The sequence below is a fragment of the Paenibacillus xylanexedens genome (assembly GCF_007680605.1).
GTDB classification, from domain to species: Bacteria; Bacillota; Bacilli; order Paenibacillales; family Paenibacillaceae; genus Paenibacillus; species Paenibacillus xylanexedens_B.
On sequence record NZ_VEIO01000001.1, the window covers coordinates 1,475,440 to 1,500,676 of the forward strand.

The 25,237-nt window shown below is 44.4% G+C and carries 19 protein-coding genes; 15 read left to right on the top strand and 4 right to left on the bottom strand.

Going from position 1 to position 25,237, the window contains the following annotated elements; all coding sequences use genetic code 11:
* Positions 1-113: 113 nt before the first annotated feature.
* The 4 genes from FS818_RS06590 to FS818_RS29205 all read left to right on the top strand — a co-directional run bounded on the left by FS818_RS06590 (position 114) and on the right by FS818_RS29205 (position 5,561).
* On the top strand, positions 114-1,793 hold the full coding sequence (locus tag FS818_RS06590; protein ID WP_145330706.1) for an ABC transporter substrate-binding protein: 1,680 nt from the start codon (positions 114-116) through the stop codon (positions 1,791-1,793).
* 127 nt (positions 1,794-1,920) lie between these two features.
* A complete protein-coding gene (locus FS818_RS06595) occupies positions 1,921-2,892 on the top strand; it encodes an ABC transporter permease (protein ID WP_145330708.1) in 972 nt (323 codons plus the stop codon).
* A 15-nt stretch (positions 2,893-2,907) separates the two neighbouring features.
* Entirely contained in the window at positions 2,908-3,828 is a 921-nt protein-coding gene (locus tag FS818_RS06600; RefSeq protein ID WP_145330710.1) for a carbohydrate ABC transporter permease, read from the top strand.
* Between the two features lie 422 nt (positions 3,829-4,250).
* On the top strand, positions 4,251-5,561 hold the full coding sequence (locus FS818_RS29205; RefSeq protein WP_397351760.1) for a carbohydrate-binding protein: 1,311 nt from the start codon (positions 4,251-4,253) through the stop codon (positions 5,559-5,561).
* 168 nt (positions 5,562-5,729) lie between these two features.
* Here FS818_RS29205 and FS818_RS06610 read toward each other — a convergent pair whose 3' ends face one another.
* Genes FS818_RS06610 through FS818_RS06620 form a run of 3 tightly spaced genes read right to left on the bottom strand, consistent with a single transcriptional unit; the run spans position 5,730 to position 7,383 of the window.
* Positions 5,730-6,005: a barstar family protein gene (locus FS818_RS06610; protein WP_145330714.1), complete on the bottom strand. Its 276-nt coding sequence runs from the start codon at positions 6,003-6,005 to the stop codon at positions 5,730-5,732.
* An 11-nt stretch (positions 6,006-6,016) separates the two neighbouring features.
* Entirely contained in the window at positions 6,017-6,469 is a 453-nt protein-coding gene (locus tag FS818_RS06615; RefSeq protein WP_145330716.1) for a ribonuclease domain-containing protein, read from the bottom strand.
* A 32-nt stretch (positions 6,470-6,501) separates the two neighbouring features.
* Positions 6,502-7,383, bottom strand: coding sequence for an AraC family transcriptional regulator (locus FS818_RS06620; RefSeq protein ID WP_145330718.1), 882 nt, complete (start codon positions 7,381-7,383; stop codon positions 6,502-6,504).
* Positions 7,384-7,589: 206 nt separating this feature from the next.
* On the opposite strand from FS818_RS06620, the gene FS818_RS06625 reads away from it, so the two are divergent.
* The 7 genes from FS818_RS06625 to FS818_RS06650 all read left to right on the top strand — a co-directional run bounded on the left by FS818_RS06625 (position 7,590) and on the right by FS818_RS06650 (position 17,473).
* Complete coding sequence (locus tag FS818_RS06625) at positions 7,590-9,119, top strand: glycoside hydrolase family 43 protein (protein WP_145330720.1); 1,530 nt, start codon at positions 7,590-7,592, stop codon at positions 9,117-9,119.
* Between the two features lie 92 nt (positions 9,120-9,211).
* A complete protein-coding gene (locus FS818_RS06630; protein WP_145330722.1) occupies positions 9,212-10,747 on the top strand; it encodes a glycoside hydrolase family 43 protein in 1,536 nt (511 codons plus the stop codon).
* A 162-nt stretch (positions 10,748-10,909) separates the two neighbouring features.
* Positions 10,910-12,601, top strand: a complete 1,692-nt coding sequence (locus tag FS818_RS06635) for an extracellular solute-binding protein (protein WP_145330724.1) — start codon at positions 10,910-10,912, stop codon at positions 12,599-12,601.
* Between the two features lie 38 nt (positions 12,602-12,639).
* Positions 12,640-14,397, top strand: a complete 1,758-nt coding sequence (locus tag FS818_RS06640) for a sensor histidine kinase (protein WP_186375421.1) — start codon at positions 12,640-12,642, stop codon at positions 14,395-14,397.
* On the top strand, positions 14,382-16,019 hold the full coding sequence (locus FS818_RS06645) for a response regulator (RefSeq protein ID WP_145330726.1): 1,638 nt from the start codon (positions 14,382-14,384) through the stop codon (positions 16,017-16,019). Before FS818_RS06640 ends, FS818_RS06645 begins: the two co-directional genes overlap by 16 nt.
* Positions 16,020-16,449: 430 nt before the next feature.
* Positions 16,450-16,635 carry a hypothetical protein gene (locus FS818_RS29550; protein WP_397351718.1) on the top strand — a complete coding sequence of 62 codons (186 nt, stop codon included), beginning with the start codon at positions 16,450-16,452 and terminating at the stop codon, positions 16,633-16,635.
* A 100-nt stretch (positions 16,636-16,735) separates the two neighbouring features.
* Positions 16,736-17,473 (top strand): hypothetical protein, encoded by a 738-nt coding sequence (locus tag FS818_RS06650; protein ID WP_145330728.1) that lies wholly within the window; start codon positions 16,736-16,738, stop codon positions 17,471-17,473.
* 326 nt (positions 17,474-17,799) lie between these two features.
* On the opposite strand, the gene FS818_RS06655 is transcribed toward FS818_RS06650, so the two are convergent.
* Complete coding sequence (locus FS818_RS06655; protein ID WP_145330730.1) at positions 17,800-18,564, bottom strand: helix-turn-helix domain-containing protein; 765 nt, start codon at positions 18,562-18,564, stop codon at positions 17,800-17,802.
* A 274-nt stretch (positions 18,565-18,838) separates the two neighbouring features.
* Between FS818_RS06655 and FS818_RS06660 the strand changes: the two genes are divergently transcribed.
* The 4 genes from FS818_RS06660 (at position 18,839) to FS818_RS06675 (ending at position 25,212) form a co-directional block, all read left to right on the top strand.
* Complete coding sequence (locus tag FS818_RS06660; RefSeq protein ID WP_145330732.1) at positions 18,839-20,194, top strand: extracellular solute-binding protein; 1,356 nt, start codon at positions 18,839-18,841, stop codon at positions 20,192-20,194.
* Positions 20,195-20,460: 266 nt separating this feature from the next.
* Positions 20,461-23,358: an extracellular solute-binding protein gene (locus FS818_RS06665; RefSeq protein ID WP_145332785.1), complete on the top strand. Its 2,898-nt coding sequence runs from the start codon at positions 20,461-20,463 to the stop codon at positions 23,356-23,358.
* 58 nt (positions 23,359-23,416) lie between these two features.
* The gene (locus tag FS818_RS06670) at positions 23,417-24,334 is read left to right on the top strand and encodes a carbohydrate ABC transporter permease (protein WP_397351761.1); all 918 of its coding nucleotides are present in this window, start codon (positions 23,417-23,419) and stop codon (positions 24,332-24,334) included.
* The gene (locus FS818_RS06675; RefSeq protein ID WP_397351719.1) at positions 24,331-25,212 is read left to right on the top strand and encodes a carbohydrate ABC transporter permease; all 882 of its coding nucleotides are present in this window, start codon (positions 24,331-24,333) and stop codon (positions 25,210-25,212) included. Before FS818_RS06670 ends, FS818_RS06675 begins: the two co-directional genes overlap by 4 nt.
* The last annotated feature ends 25 nt before the right edge of the window (positions 25,213-25,237 follow it).

The window sequence follows — 25,237 nt, forward strand, 5'->3', positions numbered from 1 at the left end:
GATATACTTTTTAAAGAACAATGTACACTTTGATGGGTAACTGTGAAAGCGTTATCTTGATATATTGAAAATGCTTACATACACCGTTTAACTAAAAAGGGGGAACAAAACACATGTTAAAACCGCTTTTGAAAACGACAGGATTAGCCGTATTGCTGGCATCCCTGTTGGCCGGGTGCTCGTCAGGCAGCTCTTCTCCAGGGGCTTCGTCTACAGCAAAAGAAGATGATAACAGCCCGGTTACATTTTCATATTACATGTTTTCTTCGGGCAAGAAAGATACTTTGGCAAGTGAAACAACGATTGGTAAAGAACTGCAGAAGCAGACAGGTGTAGATTTTAAACTGGAATATCTGGTCGGTGACAGTGCGACCAAGGCTGGCGTGATGATTGCGTCCGGAGATTATCCTGACGTCATTGCCTCCAGCGGAGAAATGTCAAAATTGCTGGATGCCGGAGCCTACATTCCGTTAGATGATCTGATCGAAAAATACGGTCCGAATATTAAGAAAGTGTATGGCCCGTACTTCGATAAAATGAGAAATCCTGAAGACGGTAAAATTTACGCGTTGCCATATACAGCTAACCAAGGTGAGTATTCAGGCAGCCCTAACATTGGCGGGGGGGCTTTCTGGATTCAACGTTCTGTATTGAAGGAATTTAATTATCCTAAAATTACGACGCTGGATGAATATTTCGATCTGATCGAGGATTATAAGAAGAAACACCCGACAGTGGATGGAGCCGAAACGATCGGGTTTGTATCTCTTGCTGGCGTAGCCAATAACTTTTTCACCCTGCAAAATCCAGCCATGCACCTTGCTGGATATCCTAACGACGGCGGCGTTATGGTAGATATGCAAACTCATGTCGCAAGGACCGTTTCCGGTACGGAAGAACAGAAACGCTGGATCAAAAAGTTGAATGAAATTAACGCAAAAGGCTTGCTTGATCCGGAATCCTTCACAATGAACAAGGATCAATATTTGGCGAAACTGACCTCAGGTCGTGTTCTCGGTTATTTTAACTACGCTTGGCAGGTTGGAGACGCAACTAAAAACTTGCTCGCAGCAGGCATTGATGAGAAGCGCTATGCACCTCTTCCCATTGTCTTCGACAAAAGCATCAAAGATCAATACATTGATCCTCCTGGCTTCGTAAACAACTATGCTACGGGTATTACCGTAAATGCGAAAGACCCGGAACGGATCATCAAGTATTTCGATAATTTGCTCAAAGAAGAGAATCAGATCCTGATCCAGTGGGGGATCAAAGATCAGACATACAGTGTAGATGAAAAAGGGCGCTATTATTATGCGAATGATGAACAACGTAAAATTCACGACGATGTGGAGCTTGGCCGTAAATTCGGATTTACCTATTTCAGTAATGACTGGCCGCGTTATGGCGGAGAATCGACTCTGTCCGATGGGAACGCATTTAATCCAGGCAATCAGCCAGAAGTTGTAGCAGGAACATATACGGAAGGGGACAAAAAATTCCTCGATGCCTATGGGATCAAGACGTTCAGTGAGCTGTTCAATAAACCAGAGGAACGTCCTTGGTTCCCGGCATGGTCTATTGCGCTCGAACAAGGTTCGCCTGAACAAGTTTTCACCACCAAATCGGATGACATACAGCGCAAGTACTTGCCTGAGATGATTTTGAGTGCACCTTCGAACTTTGATAACCTGTGGAATGCTTACATGGCTGAATTTAGCAAGCTGGATAAAGCAGGCTACGAGAAAAAGATGACCGAAGTCATTCAAAATCGTGTGGCAGGTAAATGGTGATTTAATCAAGACCATATAAAATAAACTGTTACGTGCGCTGGAGAGAAAGGGAATCGCTTTCTGGTGAATATCTCGTATTCACTCTCTCCGCGCATGAATAACAGATAGGGAAAGGAGTAACCGCATCATGGAGGAACCTAATGTAACTCTCCAACCGATTCCGCCGACTTCCCGTCGAAAAGGGAAAAGCGAAACCAGTTTTTACAAACGACTGCTTCAGCAGCGTACATTGGCTTTTATGTGCATTCCCTTTGTGATTTGGGCGTTTGTATTCAAATATTTGCCGTTATGGGGATGGACGATGGCGTTCCAGAACTTCAAACCGGCACGAGCTTTCGCGGATCAACAATGGGTGGGGATGAAGCATTTTCAGACGCTGTTTGAAGATAATACGTTCTATCGAGTGCTGCGAAATACGCTGGTGATGAGTTCTATTAAATTGGTGCTTGGGTTTGTCACAGCGATTACCTTGGCACTTCTTTTGAATGAATTGAAAAATATCATTTTTAAACGTTTTGTACAAACCGTCAGTTATTTGCCTCACTTCATTTCTTGGGTTGTTGCTTCAAGTATCGTGCTTACCGTATTGTCACCTGATGGGATTATCAACCTGATACTTATGAAACTTCACCTGATCGATAGTCCGGTGTTGTGGATGGGAAAAGGTGAGTATTTCTGGGGTATCCTGGGGGCCACCGAGGTATGGAAAGACGTGGGCTGGAACACGATCATCTATCTGGCGGCGATTACAGCCATCGATCCTGCTCAGTATGAGGCGGCTGAGATTGACGGAGCCAGTCGTTTCAAACGTATGCTGTACATTACACTGCCAGGCTTGAAACCGGTTATCGTCATATTGCTCATTATGAATATGGGTAGCATTCTGGAATCGGGATTTGAACCTCAGTATTTGCTGGGCAACGGAATGAACATGGACTATTCAGAAAACCTGGATATCTTTGTCTTGAAGTATGGTTTGGGAATGGGGAACTTCTCCTTGGGTACAGCAGCAGGGATTTTCAAAACTGTGGTCAGCTTCATCTTCCTCTTCACCGCCAATTATATCGCCAAAAAAATGGGAGAAAGCAGACTATTCTAAGAGGAGGCCTAGGCCATGCCAAAAGCAAAATCATCCCGCTTGCGGAACAGCAGCGCCGGGGATCGGGCGTTTGATGCGATTAACATCACATTTATGATCTGCCTGATGATTGTTACGATCTATCCGTTTATCAATATGATAGCCGTATCTCTCAATGATGCGAATGACGCCATACGCGGAGGGATCTATCTGTGGCCACGGGAGTGGACACTGGATAACTACAAATATATCTTCGGAGAATCCGACATTTATCATGCCACGCTGATCTCGGCACTGCGCACAATTATCGGAACGATTGTCTCCGTTTTCTGTACCGCGATGCTTGCCTATACACTCAGCCGGCAGGAATTTGTACTTCGTAAGTTTGTGACGATGTTTTTTGTCTTCACGATGTATTTCAGCGGAGGACTCATTCCAGGGTACTTGTTGATACGTGATCTCGGACTGATCGGCTCTTTCTGGGTTTACATCATTCCGGGTGTCATCGGTGTGTTCAATATGATCGTTATTCGTTCTTTCATTGAAGGATTACCTGAGGGGATTCTGGAGTCAGCTCGTATTGACGGAGCCGGGGAATTCACAACGTTTATTCGAGTGGTATTGCCGTTAACGATTCCGGCCATGGCAACGGTTTCTCTTTTCGTGGCAGTGGGTCAATGGAATTCTTGGTTTGACGTCTTTCTCTATAACTCATCTAACAAGGAATTAAGTACACTTCAATATGAATTGATGAAGATTTTGCAGACGTCAACAACGGCGGCAACGTCATCGGCAAGTGATGTGTATCAGTCTGCTGAGAACAGCGGAGTTGCCGTGACACCAACTTCTATTCGGGCAACGATGACTATTATTGCAAGTGTTCCAATTCTGATGGTATATCCTTTCCTGCAGAAGTACTTCGTCCAAGGTATGACTATCGGAGGCGTAAAGGGATAAAAGTGAGGTTAAGGTTGAGGTTGTTGCGTTCGAATCTAATGGTCGGGAGATGAGACATCGTGAATGCTTTGATCAAAAAAACACTCTGTACAATGCTTGCAGCTATGACAGCACTGCCCCTGTTTTACGTACCCGTTTCTTCCAAAGTGTCTGCTGCAAATGATGCTGTAATTAATGTAGCTTCATCTAAACAAGTGATTCGGGGGTTTGGAGGTATGACGCATTCCGGCTGGATTGGTGATCTCACTGCTTCTGAGCGGGAAACGGCCTTTGGCAATGGACCTAACCAGCTTGGATTTTCTGTACTACGAATTCCGATTGATGAGAACAGGAACAACTGGCAACGGGAAGTGGACACAGCCAAAAAAGCGATTGAACATGGTGCGATTGTATTTGCATCTCCTTGGAATCCACCAACAGATATGACGGAACTGGTCACCATCGGCACGACTTCGGGCGGTGGTTCGACGTATGAAGCTGAATCCTTGACAACATTGACTGGTGCAGTAGCGGGCAGTTCTTTTACTGGATATACAGGATCAGGTTATGTTTCTTTCCAAAACGCGAGTGGCTCGGCTATGCAGTGGAATACGATTCTGATTGGTAGCACGGGCACCAAAAACATTAAAATTCGATATTCACTTCCATCAGGAACGAGTAACCTGGATGTCTACGTGAACGGCTCATTAGCGCTTAGTAATGTGCCATTTGAAGCTACAGGTAGTGGAAGCACATGGAAGGACAAGTCGATTCAGGTACCGATGGTCAATGGCACAAGCACGTTGAAGCTGGTTACTACGGGAACGGGTGGACCGAACATTGATAACATCAACGTAACTGCATATACGCAGATTACACAGGCCAAACGACTCAAGTACGACAAGTACGAGGCTTACGCTCAATATTTGAATGAATTTGATACATTTATGAAAAATAACGGCGTGAACCTGTACGCGATTTCCGTACAAAACGAGCCGGACTATGCCCATGACTGGACATGGTGGTCTCCGGAGGAAATGCTTCGTTTCATGAAAGAAAACGCGGGTTCCATCAACAATCGGGTCATTGCCCCGGAATCCTTCTCTTATGTGAAAAACATGTCGGACCCTATTTTGAATGATCCGCAAGCCCTTGCGAACATGGATATTCTAGGGGCGCATACGTATGGTACACAATACAGCGACTTTCCATATCCGTTATTCGAACAAAAGGGAGCAGGAAAAGAGCTTTGGATGACAGAGGTATACTATCCGAACAGTGAGACCAATTCCGCGGATCGCTGGCCTGAAGCTTTAGGAGTAGCGGAGCATATGTATAATGCGATGGTAGAAGGTAATTTTCAGACGTATGTATGGTGGTATATACGCAGACATTATGGACCGATTAAAGAGGATGGAACGATAAGTAAACGTGGCTATAGTATGGCTCATTACTCCAAATTCGTGCGTCCGGGTGATGTCAGAGTAGATGCTACCAAAAATCCGGCAAACGGCGTGTTTGTGTCGGCATACAAGGGAGCGGATAACAAGATTGTTATCGTAGCCATCAACAAAAACACTTCAAGCGTGAATCAGCGGTTTACTGTGCAAAATGGAACAGCCTCGGCTGTATCCTCCTGGGTAACGGACAGCACACGTAATCTGGCGGCCGGCTCCGCCCTGCAGATTTCCGGCAACGGATTCTCGGCGGACCTGCCAGCCCAAAGTGTAACAACATTTGTTGTTCAACCGTAAACGCAGATGTTAATGAAGAGAATAGAGCAAGAAGGTAAGAAGCAAGAATAGAAATAAGGAAGAGAAGAACGAGGAAAAGAAGTAATTAGAAGTGAATAGAAGTAAATAGAAATTAGTAGAAGATCGTAGAAGTTAGTAAAACAGGCTGCTCTTAGGCAGCCTGTTTTACTACGAACATAACTCGAATGTGAATTCATCAATCTCTTGCTCTGCTTCGCGCATCAAATCAACCACCTGCTCTGCATAATCACCGAGTTTTTCTCTGCTTATATCAAAATGACTCCAGCGAATTGTCAGCGGCATTTTGACTTCAGCTGTCAAGGCATCCCATAGAGCGTCCAGGTTGTGTCCGTAGTGTTCGTCCAGATTCAATTTATCCTGTAACGACTGATGGAGTGATTCCCTATTAAGAAGGTAACGACCGTCGATCTGAATGATATTCATGTGTTCCTCCGTTATTTGATCTGTTGAAAGGTCTTATAATGATCGGTGGTTTGATAGATCAGACCGTCATTTGAATATAGAATCCGGTCGCTTCCGCGTTTTCCACCAGTATAATGGATATCCGCCTCGTACCAGATCCGACCTTTTTTATTGGGAAGTAACCCTTCGCGATTTCTGAATACGTCGCCGCCGATGCTCTTTCCTGGAGCCACCTGACCGAGATTGCCTTCACTAGGCTCCCAGCCCAGCTTACGAGCTTCTTTTTTCGTAATATAATTGGGCGGAAGTTCATGATGCTCTTTGATATAATTGGCGACCTCCTGAAATCCCGTCTTTTTGGAGGGCTGACCAGCGTGAGAACTGGTATTGGCATCGGTATTGGTAATGAACTGTGAGCTACAACCCGCAACCAGCAATACGGAAAGCAAAATGAAGAGTGGATACAACCATTTTCTTAAAAGCATGTTTTGATCTCCTTTTAATCATGACAATGCTCTTAATGGTAATCGGTTTGCGGCAACAAATCAATTCTAACCTCGGCTTGCCGATGTTTCATATATTTTCCCGGTGAAATCCCAACGATTTTGGTAAAGCTTCGAATAAAGTTGGCATAGTCACTAAAGCCGGACTGGAAGCAGACGTCAGTGATGCTCATGCCATCGGTCAGAAGTAATTTGGCTAGTTCGATGCGCCGGCCTAGAATATATGAACGAAGTGTAAGTCCGGTATGTTTTTTAAACTGGCGGCTGACAGAGGTGCTGTTCATATAGAACTCCTCGGCCAGTTTGCCAAGTGTAATATTTTGAGTAATATGATTATCGATATATTCCATCGTTCTGCGTACCAAATCTGGCATGATGTCTTGAGGTACAAAGGAATTATGCTGAAACCACTGGTTGATCAGAACAAGTAGTTGTGCCATAGCAGCATTGGTCTGCACGTCTGCACCATATCTGTTAGAATCAGCGAATTCTTCAATCTGACGGGTCCAATACAGAAGCTGATTTAACTGGTTCTCATTCAGATGAATGATGTTGCCACTTCCGTCAGGGCGATGATCAAAACAGGATAATAAATTCGTCAAAACTGTGGATAGCTGGCACACATAGGTTTTCTTGAGGTTAATCGTGATCCGCTCATATTCACTCTCGTCTACAATAAGTGTCCGATGCATCTCCTCAGGAGAAATAACAAGCAAGTCGCCACGCTGCATGGGATAACAACGATGATCGACATAGAAGTGCACATTTCCTTGCAGGAATAAGTAGATTTCATACGCGTTGTGGCGGTGATAACTGGAATCGTACCTGTAGGTTGTTAGGGGATGGCGGTACAAAAGCTCTGGCTGGATCGCATCATAAAAATAATCAGAAGACATATCGTAGAAGTACCTCCTGTCATTTCGCGCAATAAAACATGCAAACTACGCAATGAAATTGGACTTAGTTTCACTTAAAATGTAATCATACTATCATGAAAACGTTTGATTTGCAAACGCTTTCTATTTGGTATGCCCTAATATTAGATATCAAAGTAGATTTGAAGATAATGGAAAAATCTATTCTATTCACGGGAGGAAATGAAATGAATAAAGAAACGATGGCACAAGCTGACGAGCAGAAGCCTGAAGCTGGCTTATCGGGTCACTCACAACATATACAAAAGGAGATTGGGAAGCTTCGTCCCAACGCCAATCCTCTAATGGCACATAAATTCGGAGCTGATCCGTATGCACTTGTGTTTAATAACCGGGTCTACCTCTATATGACCAGTGATAAACTGGAGTACGATGCGAATGAGATTCCTCAGAAAAACAGTTATCAGTCGATCAATAAAATTACAGTCATCTCATCGGATGATTTGATCAACTGGACAGATCATGGGGAGATCAAGGTAGCAGGTCCAGAAGGGGCAGCTACCTGGGCTTCCCAATCTTGGGCTCCAGCAGCTGCACATCGCAGTTTGAATGGCGAAGATCGTTTTTATTTATATTTTGCCAATAATGCCAGTGGTATTGGTGTTTTGAGTGCACCAACACCTATCGGCCCTTGGACAGACCCAATCGGAAAAGCACTGGTGACGAGAGAAACGCCGGGTGTCGAAGACGTAACCTGGTTATTTGATCCTGCTGTTCTTGTGGATGATGACCATCAAGCTTATCTTTATTTTGGTGGAGGCGTGCCTGAGGGGAAGCCAGAGCGTCCGGATACGGCGCGAGTGATGAGACTTGGAAAGGATATGGTCAGCGTTGAGGGCAAGGCCAAGATCATTCCTGCTCCCTTTATGTTTGAAAATTCGGGGATACATAAGTATGATAACATCTATTATTACACTTACTGCTCTAACTTTTTCCAAGTGGAACGTGACGAGGATAGTCCGCCCCCGGGAGAAATTGCATACATGACAAGTGCGCAGCCGATGGGTCCATGGACGTATCAGGGAACAATCCTTAAAAACCCGGGTCACTTCTTCGGGATTGGCGGTAACAATCATCATGCCATCTTCCCACTGGGGAATGAGTGGTATATTGCTTATCATGCGCAGACTCTGTGCCAGGCGATGGATATTCCGGAAGGGTATCGTTCAACACATCTGAACAAGGTGCAGTATGAAGAGACAAGTGGAAGAATCAAAGCGATTCAAGCCGATTACGTTGGTGTAGAGCAACTGAAATCATTCAATCCATATCAAAAGGTCAGCGGGTCAACGATTGGCTGGAATGCGGGAGTGATCACCCGTCAATTAAGCGGATCGGGTTCGGAGCAAGCAGAACAAGGTGAGTCACCAAAACCAGATGACGTTGTCAGTGTGATGCATGGAGGAAGCTGGATTGCGATCTCGCGTGTGGATTTCGGTCAAAAAGGAGCGGCAAGCTTTACTGCAACCGTATGCAGTCAAGGTGGATCATGTACTCTTGAAGTTCGACTAGGACGAGAAGACGGCGATTTAATTGGAAAGGTGCATATTCCTGCTTCAGCGGAAGGTCAAGAATGGATGGAGGCATCGACTTCAATAACTGGCGCTCGGCATGAACACGACCTGTATCTTGTACTGAAGCCTTCAGAAGAAAACCCATGCATTCTTTTAAACCACTGGATGTTTGAAGAAGCCTAACATCAGGAAGGGATTTATCTTGCTGATTAGAGAGCTGGAGCCAGAGTGAACAGATATGATGCTGAACTCCAAAAAAAGAGGTGTTCTAGAAGATGTATTCAAATCCGATTATATGGGCCGATTATCCGGATGTGGACGTCATTCGGGTAGAAGATACGTATTATATGGTCAGTACGACCATGCATATGATGCCTGGATGTGTTATCCTGCGCTCTTATGACCTGATCCAATGGGAAACAGCTTCGTATGTGTATGACAGACTGGATAATACACCAGCCCAGCGGCTGGAGAACGGGCAGCAGATCTATGGAAAAGGCATGTGGGCGGCTTCACTCCGTTATCATCAAGGCAAGTTCTACGTCATTTTTGTGGCCAATGATACTCGTAAAACGTATCTGTATACTTCCGAAACGATAACCGGACCTTGGAATAAACAGATTGTAGAGGGATTCTACCACGACTGCTCGTTATTTTTTGATGATGACGAACGGGTGTATCTGGTACATGGTAATCGAGAGATTCATTTAACCGAATTAAAAACCGATCTCTCCGGCCCCAAGCCGGAAGGGAGGCATCGCATCATAGTGACAGACCATCAGCCGCACTACTTGGGGTATGAAGGTGCACATTTCTACAAAATTGCAGGTATCTATTATGTCTTCCTGATTCATATGACGAAGGAAGCAGGGCGACGAACGCAAGCTTGTTACAGGGCGGATACGCTGGACGGTACATTTGTTGGCCGAGAAGTGTTCGATGATGATATGGGATACTTTAATTCAGGGGTTGCTCAAGGCGGAATCGTGGATACACCGGATGGTGACTGGTACGCTGTGCTTTTTCAAGACCATGGTGCCGTAGGGCGAATTCCGGTTCTGGTACCGATGCATTTCCAGGAAGGCGTACCCGTATTTGCAAAAGAGGCTCCGAAACAAATCGATCTAGCCAGCACAAGGCCGGGCTACCGTTACCAACCGCTGGTTGCAAGCGATCGTTTCGAATATACGCTGGATGATCAGGGTAAGGTTCGGCTTCGGGACGTTTGGCAGTGGAATCATACACCGCATGATGATCTGTGGTCTGTTACGGAAGTACCGGGAGTGTACCGAATTCGAACGGGTCAACTTAGCCCTAACCTGACGTTTGCAGTGAATACACTCACTCAGCGGGCCATGGGGCCGGCTTGTGTGGCTTCGGTAACATTAGATGGCAGCGGCCTGAACGATGGTGATTATGCGGGTTTATGTTTTCTGATTGGCACGTATGGTTTGATTGCAATGACCAAAAATGAAGGCAGGTACTATCTCGTTATGCAGGCCAGAGCGAGTCAGGATAACAGCATATTTGGCAGTATGATTGACCAGGAGCCTGCCACAGAGTATGCCCGCATACCTGTAACAGGGCCTGTAGTGAAGTTGCAAGCCTCGGCCAATTTTGTAGATAATCAGGATGAATGTCGCTTTGCCTATCTGGATGGGTCAGAATGGAAGAGCCTCGGGACGCCGCACAAAATGGTCTACAAGCTGGATCATTTCATGGGCTGTAGAATTGGATTGTTTCTGTTCTCCACACAAGAGATTGGAGGCTTGGCCGACTTTTCGGATTTTGAATATCATATCGCTCCGTAAATCCGTCGTGCTCAGAAATCCGTCCGTGCTCAGAGTTGTAAATAAAAGTCGCCAAACGGCGGCTTTTTCGTACTCATGACAGAGCAAATGTTGTACAATGATAACAATTCTGGAAAAAAAGAAAAAGATACGTTCATTCAATCAAAATGGGGGCATGTCACCATGCATAAGCGATGGATGTACAGAACAAGATGGACGATTATTATCTTTCTAACCGTGTGTATACCTGCTGGACATACGCAGGGAGACTTCGGTCGCTTCAACAACCTATCTAAGGATCAGCAGGCCTCATCTTTGGCGGCCTATTCCCCGCCCATTCAAGTTTCTTTTGTCAGAGAAACGGGAGAAGATCTGCAGCGCATGATTGAGCAACTACCCGGTGAGACACTGGTCGATAACCGCTGGACTCGTTTGTATGAACAGGAGCTTGGCATTCAGATTCGGTATGACTGGATTGCAACGGGCGATGTGTATAATCAAAAGTTAGGGGTTTCCCTTGCCGCCGGGCGGTTTCCGGATGTCGTCAGAGTTAACCCGTATCAGCTAAGGCAACTTAGCAATGCCAATTTAATTGAAGATTTGACGGAAGTATATCGTGATTTCGCCACGCCACTTACCAAAAATATTTTGGAGGCTGAAGGGAAAGGGGCATTTGATGCAGCTACGATTAACGGCAAGCTAATGGCAATCCCCGAATCTTCTTCATCCATTGAAACGGCACAGTATTTGTGGATCAGAACAGATTGGCTCGATAAATTGGGTCTGCAGGCACCTGAAACGATAGAAGATGTGTTGAAAATTTCGGAAGCGTTTACATCCCGTGATCCGGATGGTAATGGAGAACAGGACACCTACGGGCTTGCACTAACGAGTTATCTCTGGGACCCGGTTATGGGCGTTTCCGGATTGATGGCCGGGTATGGTGCTTTTCCGAATATCTGGATTAAAGATAACGAAGGCGGCCTGACCTATGGAGGCATACAGCCTGAGGTGCGCAAGGCGTTGGAAGTATTACAGACCATGTACCTTGAAGGACAGCTTGACCCGGACTTTGCTTACAAAAATGGAAGCAAGGCATACCGTCTCATTCATCAGGGGAAAATTGGCATGCTCTATGGTGAGCAGTGGACTCCTTTTGTTGTCCAGTCTACCCGTGATGAAGATCCGGAAGCAGAATGGCAGGCATATCCGATCGTAGCCGAGACAGGTCGAAACAGGGTTGTACCGCTTCGTTCCAATACAGGAAACTACTTTGCTGTGAGAAAAGGTTTTTCCCATCCTGAAGTTGTCGTTAAACTGATGAATCTGCACTTGGACAAAAACTGGGGACAGAATGCGGAATATGAAACCTACTATAATGACGACTCACGTGCGGTGTGGATGCTGTCTCCGGTAACTCCTTTTCCCGGAACCAAAAATTTAGATGCATATCGAGATATTCGGGATGCACGTAAAACAGGTGACTTCTCTACACTCGAGAACGAAGCGCTCGCGATCCACAAGCGAATTGTTGCTTATGAATCAGAAGGTTTGAAGAGCGGGTGGGGATGGAAGCAGACTTATGGGCCAACAGGTGCGTTTAGCATCGCGGACGATTACGATATGAATGGACAGCTTCTTTATGATCAATTCACAGGTGGGATTACGGAAACGATGGTAGATCGGCAGATTATCCTTCGGGATCTACAGCTCGAGGTATTTATGAATATTATTTATGGATCACCTATCGAAGAATTTGATCAATTTGTAGAAGATTGGCTTGAACTGGGCGGAAAAGAGATTACATCGGAGGTGAACGCATGGTATAGAACGGATGCCGTCAGGGATCACCAGGCGTTCGCTTTATCCTATTAAAGCAGGTGTCTTTGATCTGAAATCAGGAGGGGAGTTCGTTGTTCAAGATACCGGCACAGTCGTGGTTTAACAGTATATTTGCACGGCTGATTATGACCTACCTGGTTTTTGTCATACCTTTGATTCTTCTTGGTGTGTATCTGTACCACTGGAGCTACGATACGGCAAGTCAGGAAATTTCTTTATCGACAGAGAGGCGGTTAACTCAATACGCGACAGAACTTAACCGGGAGATCGAGTGGATGGAGTTGCAGCAGTTTGACATTGCAGAGGACCGCAAGCTGAATCGGCTGGCGATCCTCTGGAACAATATGGACCAGATTGAAAAACGGGAAATACTAAATTATTTGTCCGAACGGCTTGCCTCTTTCAAAAACAGCAGTGTTTATATCAAGAACGTTTACGTACATATTCCTACAGTCAACAAGAGTATCTCCGCAGTGCAGGGCATCGATGAATTTAATAGTACCTCATACGATTATTTCAGTTCATTCACGCACGAAGAAAGCATTCGATTCATGGTTAAAGACGATACCCTGAATCTGAGTGCGGTCCGTTTAACAGGCAAAATGGGAGACGCACCGCTGTTTGTTGTTCAGGTGGAACTGGATAATTTTGCTTTTCAGAATGAATTATCTCAACTTAATCTGTACCCTGAAAGTGCTTCCCTTCTTATTGAAGACAAAACAGGTTTTGCTATTTTAGACCGGGAAGAGCGCGAGATCATTCTTGCAAACTACCGGGAATATAGTCAAAAGAACCCCCTTGAGAGCTTTCGTGTAAATGTAGAGGATACAGCGTACCACGTGAACCAACATCATATGGAGCCTCTTGGTTTATCCATTGCTACATATTTGCCTGAGAAAATGGTCACCAAACCCTTGAGCAAGTTTTATAAATGGGCATGGATTTTTGCTATCACGTCGTTTATTGCGATTTCAGCTTATCTCTATTCTACGTACAAACTGATTCACATTCCTTTATTATTGCTGGTCAAAAGATTCAAAAAGATGGAGGGCGGGGTGCTGGATATCCCGATCGTACACCATCGCAAAGACGAGTTCGGATTCCTGTATGGCCGCTTCAACCATATGATTGAGAATCTGCAGTTGCTGATTGACCGTGATTTCAAAAAAACGATGATGATGCAAAGAGCTGAATTAAAGCAACTCCAGTCCCAAATTAATCCACATTTTTTGTACAACAGTTTCTTCATACTGAACTCGCTTGCACGAACAGGAGAAACGGATCGTATTGAACAATTTACAAATATGCTTGGAGAATATTTTCGTTTTATTACTCGTAATGGGACAGATCATGTGCCACTGAAGGAAGAAGTACATCATTCCCGTATTTATACGGATATCCAGCAACTGCGATTCTCCAGACGAATCAAGGTTGAATTCGGTGAGGTTCCGCTGGAAATGCAACAGATTCAGGTTCCTAGACTCGTAATCCAGCCGATTATTGAAAATGCCTATGAGCATAGCCTTGAAAAAAATACGTCCGCAGGTCTGTTACGTATCCAATTCCATATGGAGTCATCATGGGCGGAAATTACGGTGGAAGATAACGGGCATGATCTCCAGACAGAAGATATAGAGAAGTTGCAACATAACATGCATCGTGAGGCAACGACGGATGAGATTACGGGATTAATGAACATCCATAGGCGTTTGGTTCTGACATTTGGCGAAGGAAGTGGACTATTTCTTTCACGAAGTGAGTTGCAAGGTTTAAAGGTTGTCATTCGAATCCAGTGGAACGAGGGGGAACACGAATGTATCGACTTCTGATTGTAGATGACGAGGAGATCATTACGGATAGTTTGTATGAAACATTTGCGAGACATATGCCGGATCGGCTGGATGTATGCAAAGCCTACTCTGCTGCAGAAGCACTTTCCTGGATGAGGCGCTCCAGAATTGATATTGTGTTGACTGACATTCGTATGCCGGGCATGAGCGGGCTGGAGCTGACGGAAGAGATTCAAAACCGCTGGCCGCAGTGTCGTGTTATTTTCCTGACAGGACATAGTGATTTTGAATATGCATACAAGGCTTTTCAGATGAACAATGTACGGTACCTGCTGAAGACGGAAGGATACGATAAAGTGATGCAGATGGTGGAGCAGATCATGGAAGAAATCAGGGAGAGTCATGATATGCATAATCTTCTGAAACAGCAAAGCGAGATTACATCCCGGCTAACCGCATTTAGGCAGGATGAATACATCCGAAAGCTTCTTCAGGAAGGTTCGACTGCCGCTTCGTTAATTGAACTTCAGGCTGAACTACTGGAGAGGGAGATTCATCTAAAAGCTGATTCTCCGGTGTTTCTGGTGCTTGCACGATTGAATAAGCTACATGAACCGGCACAAGTTGAACAAGGGTGTACCGAATCCTCTATTCGGATTATTGGAACATCGTTGATGAGTGAATATACGGAATGTGCCAGTGCTACGGATCACTATGGTGATACGGTGTGGCTACTACAGCCCAAAGATGGCCAGCGAGATGCAGATCAGCATTTCGCCAGATACTTGGAAGGTACGTTAGAGCTTGTACAGGAGTCGTGTCTAGCGTCGCTTGGCCTGTCGATTGCATGTACTCTTAGTGGGCGAGGGTGTGAATGGTTCCAGATTCCACAGCAATATGAGCGTCTGCGCTTGTTGCAGTGGATGAAAGTCGGGGATGGCATGTCCATGGTTCTGACAGACAATTACAAGGAGGCTCAGGCGGGCACTCCGAAGGAATCACTGCGGATCTCAAGCCGGGTAGAGGCAATGAATGGTTATCTGGAGACAGGACGTTTTCAATCCTTCTATGATATCTTCGAAGAGCTTGTGGGAGAGCTCCTTCAACAGGATATGACGATGGAGCGAGCCATGGAGACATATTATCATCTGGCTTTGACCTTTTACGGAGCATTTAATCGCTGGGGACTGAAGCAGAAAACCCCGGATCAGCGAAGTTTTCTGCATTTGGACCATTTTCCAAGCATGAAAGATGCCGTTCAATATCTCTATCTGGCAGCCGATGAACTGGTCAACTTCAAACGATCAAACGAAGAGGAACGTGCGAATATAGTCGTACAGAGTTTATGTAATTATATTAAGAATAATCTGGAAAAAGATCTTACGTTAGTAAGACTGGCAGAACTGCATCACTTTAATCCTTCGTATCTATCCAGATTTTTCAAACAGGAGATGGGCATTAATTTATCCGAATTTATTGATGATACCCGAATCCGCAAGGCTAAGGAGTTGCTTATGAACCATGAGTTAATGGTGCGGGAAGTTGCACTGCAGGTCGGTTATGAATCTGCACATTCGTTTACCAGGCTGTTTAAAAAACAGACGGGTATGACTCCTCAGGAGTATAGAGAATCCTTAATGATTCGTTCGGTACAGCGGTAAAAATCAATCATTTAATATCCTAACTTTATAAAATGTTGCTTACGGCATCGCACCACTAGCTGAAAATTGATATTTAATTTATCCAAAGTCAGGATGAAGGAAGTTTCTATCCTTGTTCTAATCTATAAGTGAGTTTTAATACAGTTTAGATGAGATTATGAGAATTACTGCTTTGATATAAAAAAATCACTGCTTTGTACTTAAAAAATCCACAGCAAGAGAGTGGGGGATTGTTATTTGGTTTATAGTTTCTAATAATGGTGATCTTGATCTTATATATAAGTGCAGTTTATGAGTTGGCAAATCAAATACTCATTTTATAACGAGGCTTACTCTTAAATGCTTTTATGGAAAAATAGTTATTATTATATAATTTGTGTTATAATAATGGTTAAATATAGAATTATTTGTAGAAGGGAGAGATGATCGATTGGATATTGGAAAACTTTTATTCACTTTTTTGATTATTTTGGTTGTCTATACATTTATTTATTTTATAGTTCGTAATGTTGTTAAAAAAAAATCATTCAATAAAACGATAAATTGGATACTATTAGTTCTCTGTATAGCAAGTTTAGTATCCAGTTATATTGTTTATCTAATTTCAACTCCTTGAGAAAAAATATTACATTATATACATTATGTTGTAATATTTTACTTCTGATGGTATTATACGTATTGTTATAAAAATAATTTAATATGGAGATGAGTTAAGCATGAAAAAGTTAACTGTATTATTCTCAATTTTCTCTCTTATCCTTTTATTAGCTGTTCCAACAAGTTTTGCGGCTACAGAAAGTAATATTTCTAAATTTGAAGATCACTTGAAAAGCCTTGATCAATCTGATCCATATGTACAAACTCAAATTGGAAAATATCAAAAACTTTCACAAAGCGATAAGGAGCGTTTCACTGATCTAGTTTATGATGCTGAAGTACATAATCAAGCTCTTGGTATTATTCAAGAAGTTGGACAACCGGTTTCAAAAAATAAAATGACAACTGCAACCAATGATGATGTATCTGTAACTCTAGCTGATGGTGATGTTGTAATTACTGGAGTATCTGAATTCGGGACTTCGAAACCTAGTGTGAGTGTTCAGAGCATTTCTGCAAAAGCATCTGAATACAGTGCATGGGGAAGTTGGGCTTGGACCATGACCTTTTTGGGAATAGATTTGACGACTATAAAATCTAAAGTGTTTTACACTATCAATGCAAACAATAAAGTGTTACGTTCTGACAGTTGTGTGAATACCCATAGCAATATAGATCCTTTAATAATTGTATCTGATGGAACATCTAGTCATTTTAAAAGTGGTGAGTATGCTTTTGGAAATGGTCCCTTTACAGTATATGGAACACCTACTCTAGGGTTTGTATCCTCATCAGTGTCTGTCATTGTAAAGTCAAAACCGGGTGATACTACTGGTTGGAGAGAATCTGCTAACTAAGGCTGAGGAAGATTAAGCTTAGATTGTGTCTTATCCAGAATACTGAATAAAAAAATCAAAAGTGCATGCTAGAGATTATTGGCATGCACTTTTGATTTTTTTATCATGTGTACTTTGATTTATCAAATGATTAAGAATAGATTGTATTAAAAAATTAAGTGTTCTAGTGAGATGTTAAACGGCTGAGTTTACTATATATAGGTGCATGATCAATTTTTGAGATTTTATTTTTTTTAAGTATCGAAAAAATTTATTTAATTATTTAAAATCAAAATACCAGCTTGGAACACTTACAATTAGGTGATTTTATTGTTCAATAGTATAAATTAAGCCGTGTGAGTCTTTTGTCTGCGATAGGCATTGGGACTTGACCCAGCGTAAGCTTTGAATTTTTTATAAAACCAATCGATATCCCGATATCCGACCTCCAGAGCAATTTCGTAAATCCGCAGGTCGGTGGACAGGAGAAGATGTTTAGCTTTTTTCATTCGCTCCTTCAACATATAGTCATTAAAGGAAACCTTTTCTTGCATTTTAAACTTCTGACCAAGATAGGCACAATTGAAATGTAACATATCAGCGATCTTTTTCAACGTAATCTCTTCATTCAGATGATCTCTTACATAAGCTTTCACGATCCGAATCACGTGATTGGAATCCATCGCTTTGCCATTGAGCTGAATCGTAGGCTTGACGGCAGGGCTTTTTTTCACGGGAACAGGCCCAAGTTTGTTCAGAAGTTCATATAAACTGTGTACAAGCGCGGAAGCGCTAAAAGGTGAGGGTAAATAATCATTCACCTGATAAGTTAATGCTTTGCGAACCAGTCTGAATTGATCCCTTCCACCGAGCAGGAGAATAGGGATGTCGTTTGTTTTTCGAATGTGGTGACACAACCATAATCCCGCCGTATCGTACTGCTCTGTATACACAACGACAACACTGAAATCCCGGTTAGACAATGCGGCAAGAGCAGCGTTTGAAGAGGATACCGATTCTGTAATTGTAAATGGGAATTTGTTATCTTCCAGAAGCTGTTCAAGCTCTCTACACAAGCGGCGGCTATAATCAACAAGTAAAACATTGTACATAAAGCATGACCTCACCTTCTCCTGATATTCCGATCCACTGTTCAACTGAAATAAGGCTTAGTTTCATTATGGGAAGGAAAGAAAGCGCATACAATGTGCATTATTTTGCAGATAGTGCATTTCTTTACCAATTGCAGGCGAAATACCCCAAATCACTCCTCAAATGAACCCGATCTATAATCTGACCGGGTAAACACCTGTATTTTAGCATGTTGTTTGCGCTTACATTTGAACGATACACTTTGGTAGCACACGACAATCAGGGGGGAAGACAATGAAGAAAAACAAGTTTATGCTACTGAGTCTTTTGTTTGCGGTCATGTTGATGATCAATGCTTGTAGTTCTGCACCTGCTGCTGAGCCGGCACCCGAAAAACCGGCACCACAGGAAGAGCAAGCACCAGCCGAAACCGAGCCGAAAAATGAAAATTCTACACCGGAGATGGATTTTGACATGGGTGGCAGAACGATTAAGGTTGTGGCGTGGTGGGATATGCAAATTACAGATAACAATCCGGACAATATCAAACGACTCGAGAACCTCGAAGCTTTGAAGAAAAAACATAACTTCAATATCGAATACGTATCCATCGATTTTGGTGAATATCAAGAAAAAGTTGTAGCCTCCTTAATGGCAGGCGAGCCGCTCGGCGACTTTGTCAGACTCGGTAAAAACTACGCTATTCCGGCACTGACCAAACAGGATCTGCTGTGGCCGGTAGATGATTATATCAAGAACGACCAAGTATTCAATCAAAAAACAACCAAGGAATATATGCAGTACGAAGGGAAAGGTTACGGATTTACGGAAGATAAGTCTTCGTTTATCAACGGTATTTTCTACAACCGTACTCTGATGCAGGAGCTTGGCCTGAAGCCGCTGCAGGAATATGTCGATGCTGACGAATGGAATTGGGATAACTTCCTGGCTGTTGCCAAGCAAGCCAACAAAGACCGGAATAATGACGGCAAGCTGGATACGTGGGGCCTCGCTCAAACGGGCCTGCTTGAACCCATTCTGTATTCCAACGAAGCTTCACTGACCAAAGAGGATAAACAGAACCTTGAAGATCCAAAAACAAAAGAAGCGCTTAATTTCTTGAACAAATTGGCTACAGAGAAAGTGGGCAGACCGACAGAAGGCGGTGACTGGACTGAACCAGCTACCTTCTTCCGTCAAGGAAATACACTGATGTACTCTGGCGCAATGTACGAGATTGAAGGCATTAAAACAGATATGCCCGACTATGATATCGGCTTCTTGCCGTACCCGAAAGGACCAAGTGCTTCTGCCTACCATTCTGGCGAATCCCGTTATCAAGCGATCACCATCCCTAAAGCGGTAGAAAATCCGGAGCAACTGATGTACATCTGGGAAAAAATCAATGAGATTGATTCCATCTATGATTATCCGGAACAATCCACACTGGAAAGACATCTGACGGATGAAGCAGATATTAACAACGCCAGAGAAGTGGCAGCTGGTATGCTTGTTCTCGACCATAACACGTTCCCGTCCCTTCCTTTTTGGGATTTCGATGGAGAACTGAAAGAAGGCGTATCCGTATCCACGTTGATCGAGAAATACAAGGCTCCTTTCCAAGCCGCAATAGATGAGGTATACAAATAAGCACTGCTAATACGGGCAGAACGCGCGAGTAAGAAGCGCGGTCTGTCCGGGTAGGGCGTGTCTGAAAAGTCCGAAGGAAGCAGGTTTTGCCGAATTTTCGTTCCAAGCAAGGAAGTTTTCCGCAGGCGTGCCGGGGCACGTCAAGGGAAAGTGACGAAGCAGGGGGCGAAAAGGCGGTAAAAGATGCACTTCAGCGAGTTTTAAGATACGCCCTAGTCAATCGTTCTTTTGCTGATACGCTTACAGGAAAGGGGATACTTGCAAACATGCGGTCACGTAAGAAAAAGGTACTGATTCTGGCACTTGTTCTGGCTTTGGTGTTCTCGATCATCGTGATCTATCCATCCAAGAATCAGAACCCCGGGACAGTGCATGCACTTGAGGATTTTGAAGCTGTAGCGGGCACCAGAGATTCACGAAGTTATGAACATTATCAGGAAACGTATGCGAGCACTGCCAAACCGGACACGACCGTAAGGATTCAAGGTGAAGCTTATACGGAGGCGGATAACGGAGAGTTCAAGGTGGTGCAAGGATATGAAGGGCTGGATGGGAGTGCAGTCATTACACCCGAATCCGGAACCATTCGCTGGGATGTTCCCGTTCAAGTGAGTGGTTTATATCAGGTTCGCATTCACTATTATCCTGTCGAAGGCAAAAGCTCCGGAATCGAGCGCAAGCTGGAGTTAAACGGAGAAGTTCCTTTTCGCGAAGCAGATGTACTTCTGTTCGACAGGGTATGGGGCAATCGCGAAGATCACGTCCGGCAGGATGATCGAGGAAACGATCTCAGACCAAGACAAGTGGAGAAGCCGGAATGGCAGCTCGCTTCGTTTCGAGATAGTGCCGGATATTTTGAGGAACCGTTCCAGTTTTATTTTGAAAAAGGCAACCAGCAATTATCTCTGACCTCTCTCAGAGAGAGTATGGCGATTGATTACATCGAACTCTATCAGGAAGAGGCCGTTCCTACGTATGCCGAAATCCAGAAGACGTATGATTCGTTAGGTTTAAAGCCAGCCAGCCCCATCATGCTGAAAGTGCAAGGCGAAGAAGCAATCACCAAATCTTCACCTACACTTGCGCCCATCTCGGATCGATCCAGTCCATCCCTGGAACCCTACGACGTATCCAAAATTCGGATCAATGCCATCGGAGGCGTGAACTGGAAACTTCCGGGGGAATGGGTTGAATGGGAGATTGATGTGCCTGAGGATGGTTTGTACCAGATTGCGTTAAAAGTAAAACAGGATCAGCTTCGGGGTATCTATGCCACACGAAGTCTTACCATTAACGGCAAAGCTCCTTTTGAAGAGATGAAGCGAATTCGCTTCAACTATAGTCCGTCCTGGCAGACACAAGTGCTTGGAAGCGGTGAAGATGAGCCTTATCAGTTCCATCTGGAGAAAGGAAAACATCGTTTACGGATGACGGTCACACTTGGCGATATTGCCCCGTTACTTCGAACCGTAGAATCAAGCGTACTTGAATTAAATGAAATGTACCGCAAAATTCTAATGATTACCTCCAACAAACCTGATCCACTTCGGGATTATCAGTTGGAGAAACGTATTCCAGAGATGACTGAGGTTTTTGAAAAACAAGCTGTTGTACTCACATCTGTCGCTGAGTATCTCGAAAAAGCAACCGGAGAACAGAGTGATAAAGTAGCTATTCTGAATGCCATGGTTGTACAGCTCAAGGATATGGCGGCAAGGCCGGAAACCGTTCCGAAACGATTGGATACATTCAAAATTAACGTCGGTGGCCTAGGCACATGGATTCTGACCGTACGTGAGCAACCGATCACGATGGATTACCTGGTTGTAGCTCCTTCAGGACAAGAAATGCCAAAGGCTGAAGCGTCTGCGTTCCAACAAGTGAAACACGAACTTGGTGCCTATGTTGCTTCCTATACGGAAGACTATGACAGCATCGGTAACGTGGAGAAAAAGAAGGACTCGATCACCGTATGGATCACCACCGGACGGGATCAGGCTCAAGTGCTTAAGGGCATGATTGACGATACGTTTACGCCGGATACCGATGTGTCTGTGCAACTGAGACTTGTGCCGCCGAATATTTTGTTACCCGCAACGCTGGCTGGGGAAGGTCCCGATGTAGCGATGCAAATGGGTGAAGATATTCCTGTGAACTATGCGATGAGAAATGCGGCAGCAGATCTGAGCAAGTTCCCGGATTTCAAAGAGGTGGCCAGCAGATTCCGGGCAAGCGGAATAACACCTTATGAGTATGACGGTGGAGTGTATGCACTACCGGAGCAACAGCATTTCCCCATGCTTTTTTACCGCAAGGATATATTGAATGAACTGGGTCTGGAGCCGCCAAAAACTTGGCAGGACGTGTATAATGCGATCGCTGTGTTGCAAAAGCACAATATGGAGTTCTATCTGCCGATTGAAGATACGCTGAACAATGCCAACATGGTTCCTAACGCAACCTTTGCGATGCTGTTGTATCAAAATGACGGAAATTTCTACACCGAAGACGGGAGAAAGAGTGCTCTTGATTCGGAAATTTCGATGGAAGCATTCAAACGCTGGACGCAATTTTATACGAATTACAAATTCCCGTTGAAAGCCGATTTCCCGAACCGTTTCCGTACAGGAGAAATGCCGATTGGCATTGCCGATTACACGACTTATAACATGCTGACGGTATTAGCACCGGAAATCCGCAACCTGTGGGACTTCACGATTGTGCCTGGCACACAGCTTCCAGATGGTTCTATACGGCATGAGGTAGCTAGCGCGAGCAGTGCGGTCATGATGCTCGAAAATGCGGGCAACAAAGAAGCGGCATGGAAATTCATGAAGTGGTGGACGGATGAGTCAACCCAGATCGAGTATGGACGAGAAATGGAAGGCCTGATGGGAGCGGCTGCTCGTTATCCTACAGCGAACATTGAAGCTTTAGAACAGTTACCTTGGCCAGTGAAGGATTACCAGAACCTGGAGAAGCAATGGGAATGGGTGCAAGGGATTCCGCAGATGCCAGGGGGCTATTTTACAGGTCGACATTTGGATAATGCTTTCCGAAAAGTGGTTAACGCGAATGAAAATCCACGTGAGGCTTTATCAGACTATGTACTATATATTGACGATGAGATTGAACTGAAACGCAAGGAATTTAATCTGAAATAAATGAAAGGGAGGGTAACGGTTGCAAGCAAAAACATCCAAGACAGCCGCCGCTCCTGTTATGCATACACGCCAGGTCGGCTGGTGGTCCTTATTGAAAAGGAATCTGTATCTCAGCAGGCATTATTACGTCTTAATGGCACCATTTATGCTGATCTTTTTCATGTTTACGGTTATTCCGGTAGGCATATCGCTCGGTCTTAGCTTTTTTCACTTTAATATGCTGGAATTTCCGCGTTTTGTCGGTTGGCAAAACTATTCCCGGTTGTTCCTGAACGACGACGTATTTCTAATCGCACTCAAAAACACGTTGCTTTTTGCAGTGATCACGGGTCCAGTCAGTTATATTGCCTGTTTTTTGTTTGCTTGGATCATCAATGAGCTGTCTCCTAAAGTACGGGCGATTATGACATTGGTTTTCTATGCACCATCGATCTCAGGTAATGTATTTTTCATCTGGCTGATCATTTTTTCTGGTGACAGCTACGGATATATGAACGGATTCCTTATGCGCCTTGGCGTGATTCTGGAGCCAATTCAGTGGCTTTCCAACGAAAAGTATGTACTGGGCATCGTTATATTGGTGCAACTCTGGCTTAGTCTCGGAACGAGCTTTTTGGCTTTTATTGCAGGTTTGCAGACGATTGACCGCTCGCTGGTGGAGGCCGGAACGGTGGACGGTATCAAAAACCGCTGGCAGGAGCTCTGGTACATTACGCTGCCATCCATGAGACCTCAGCTGATGTTTGGTGCAGTCATGCAGATTACAGCCTCGTTCGCTGTAGCCGAAATCTCGATTGCGCTGGCCGGTTTCCCAAGTGTTAACTATGCAGCACATACCGTGGTCACCCATTTGATGGACTTTGGTACGATTCGCTTTGAGATGGGATATGCTTCAGCGATCGCAACCGTCCTGTTTGCACTGATGCTTGGAACGAACATTTTCACGCAAAAAATGCTGAGAAAGATAGGTGAATGACGATGACCAGCAAAGTACGTGCGATCTTCGGCATGCCGAAGAGACTCAACCGGTCATTTACCGTCAGTTTCATGTTGTTTGCGCTACTGGCCGTGTTCGGATCATTTATGGTGCTTCCGTTGATTTATGCGGTCAACAATGCCTTTAAGCCGCTGGATGAGCTGTTTATTTTCCCGCCGCGCTTCTGGGTGAACAATCCGACGACCGAAAATTTCGCAGATTTGATTAATCTGATGGGCAATTCCTGGGTCCCCTTATCTCGATATATTGCTAATACACTTCTCATTACCCTGGTGGGCACGGCTGGGCACATTCTTCTTGCTTCTGCAGCGGCTTACCCTTTGGCAAAATATCGTTTTCCGGGATCAAAAATATTATTCACCATTGTTATTCTGTCATTGATGTTCTCGCCGCACGTTACGGCCATTCCGAACTACATGGTGATGTCCTGGCTGGGCTGGATCAACACACACGCTTCCATCATTGTGCCTTCGCTGGCATTCTCACTCGGGCTGTTTCTAATGAAACAGTTCATGGAACAGATTCCGGATGCGTTGCTGGAAGCGGCGAAGATTGACGGTGCGAATGAATATCGGATTTTTTGGAGCATTGTGATGCCTAACGTGAAGCCAGCATGGCTCACACTTATGATTTTACAATTCCCTGCCCTATGGGGAACAGACGGCGGTAGTTTTATTTACAGTGAAAATCTCAAAACGTTGCATTATGCACTCAGTCAGATCGTACAAGGCGGGATTGCCAGAGCAGGGGTTGGTGCTGCAGTAGCGCTACTGCTCATGATCGTACCGATCACGTTGTTTGTTATCTCTCAGAGCAGTGTGATGCAGACGATGGCTACTTCGGGCATGAAAGAATAGAAAGGAGGCAGCAAAGTGCAACATA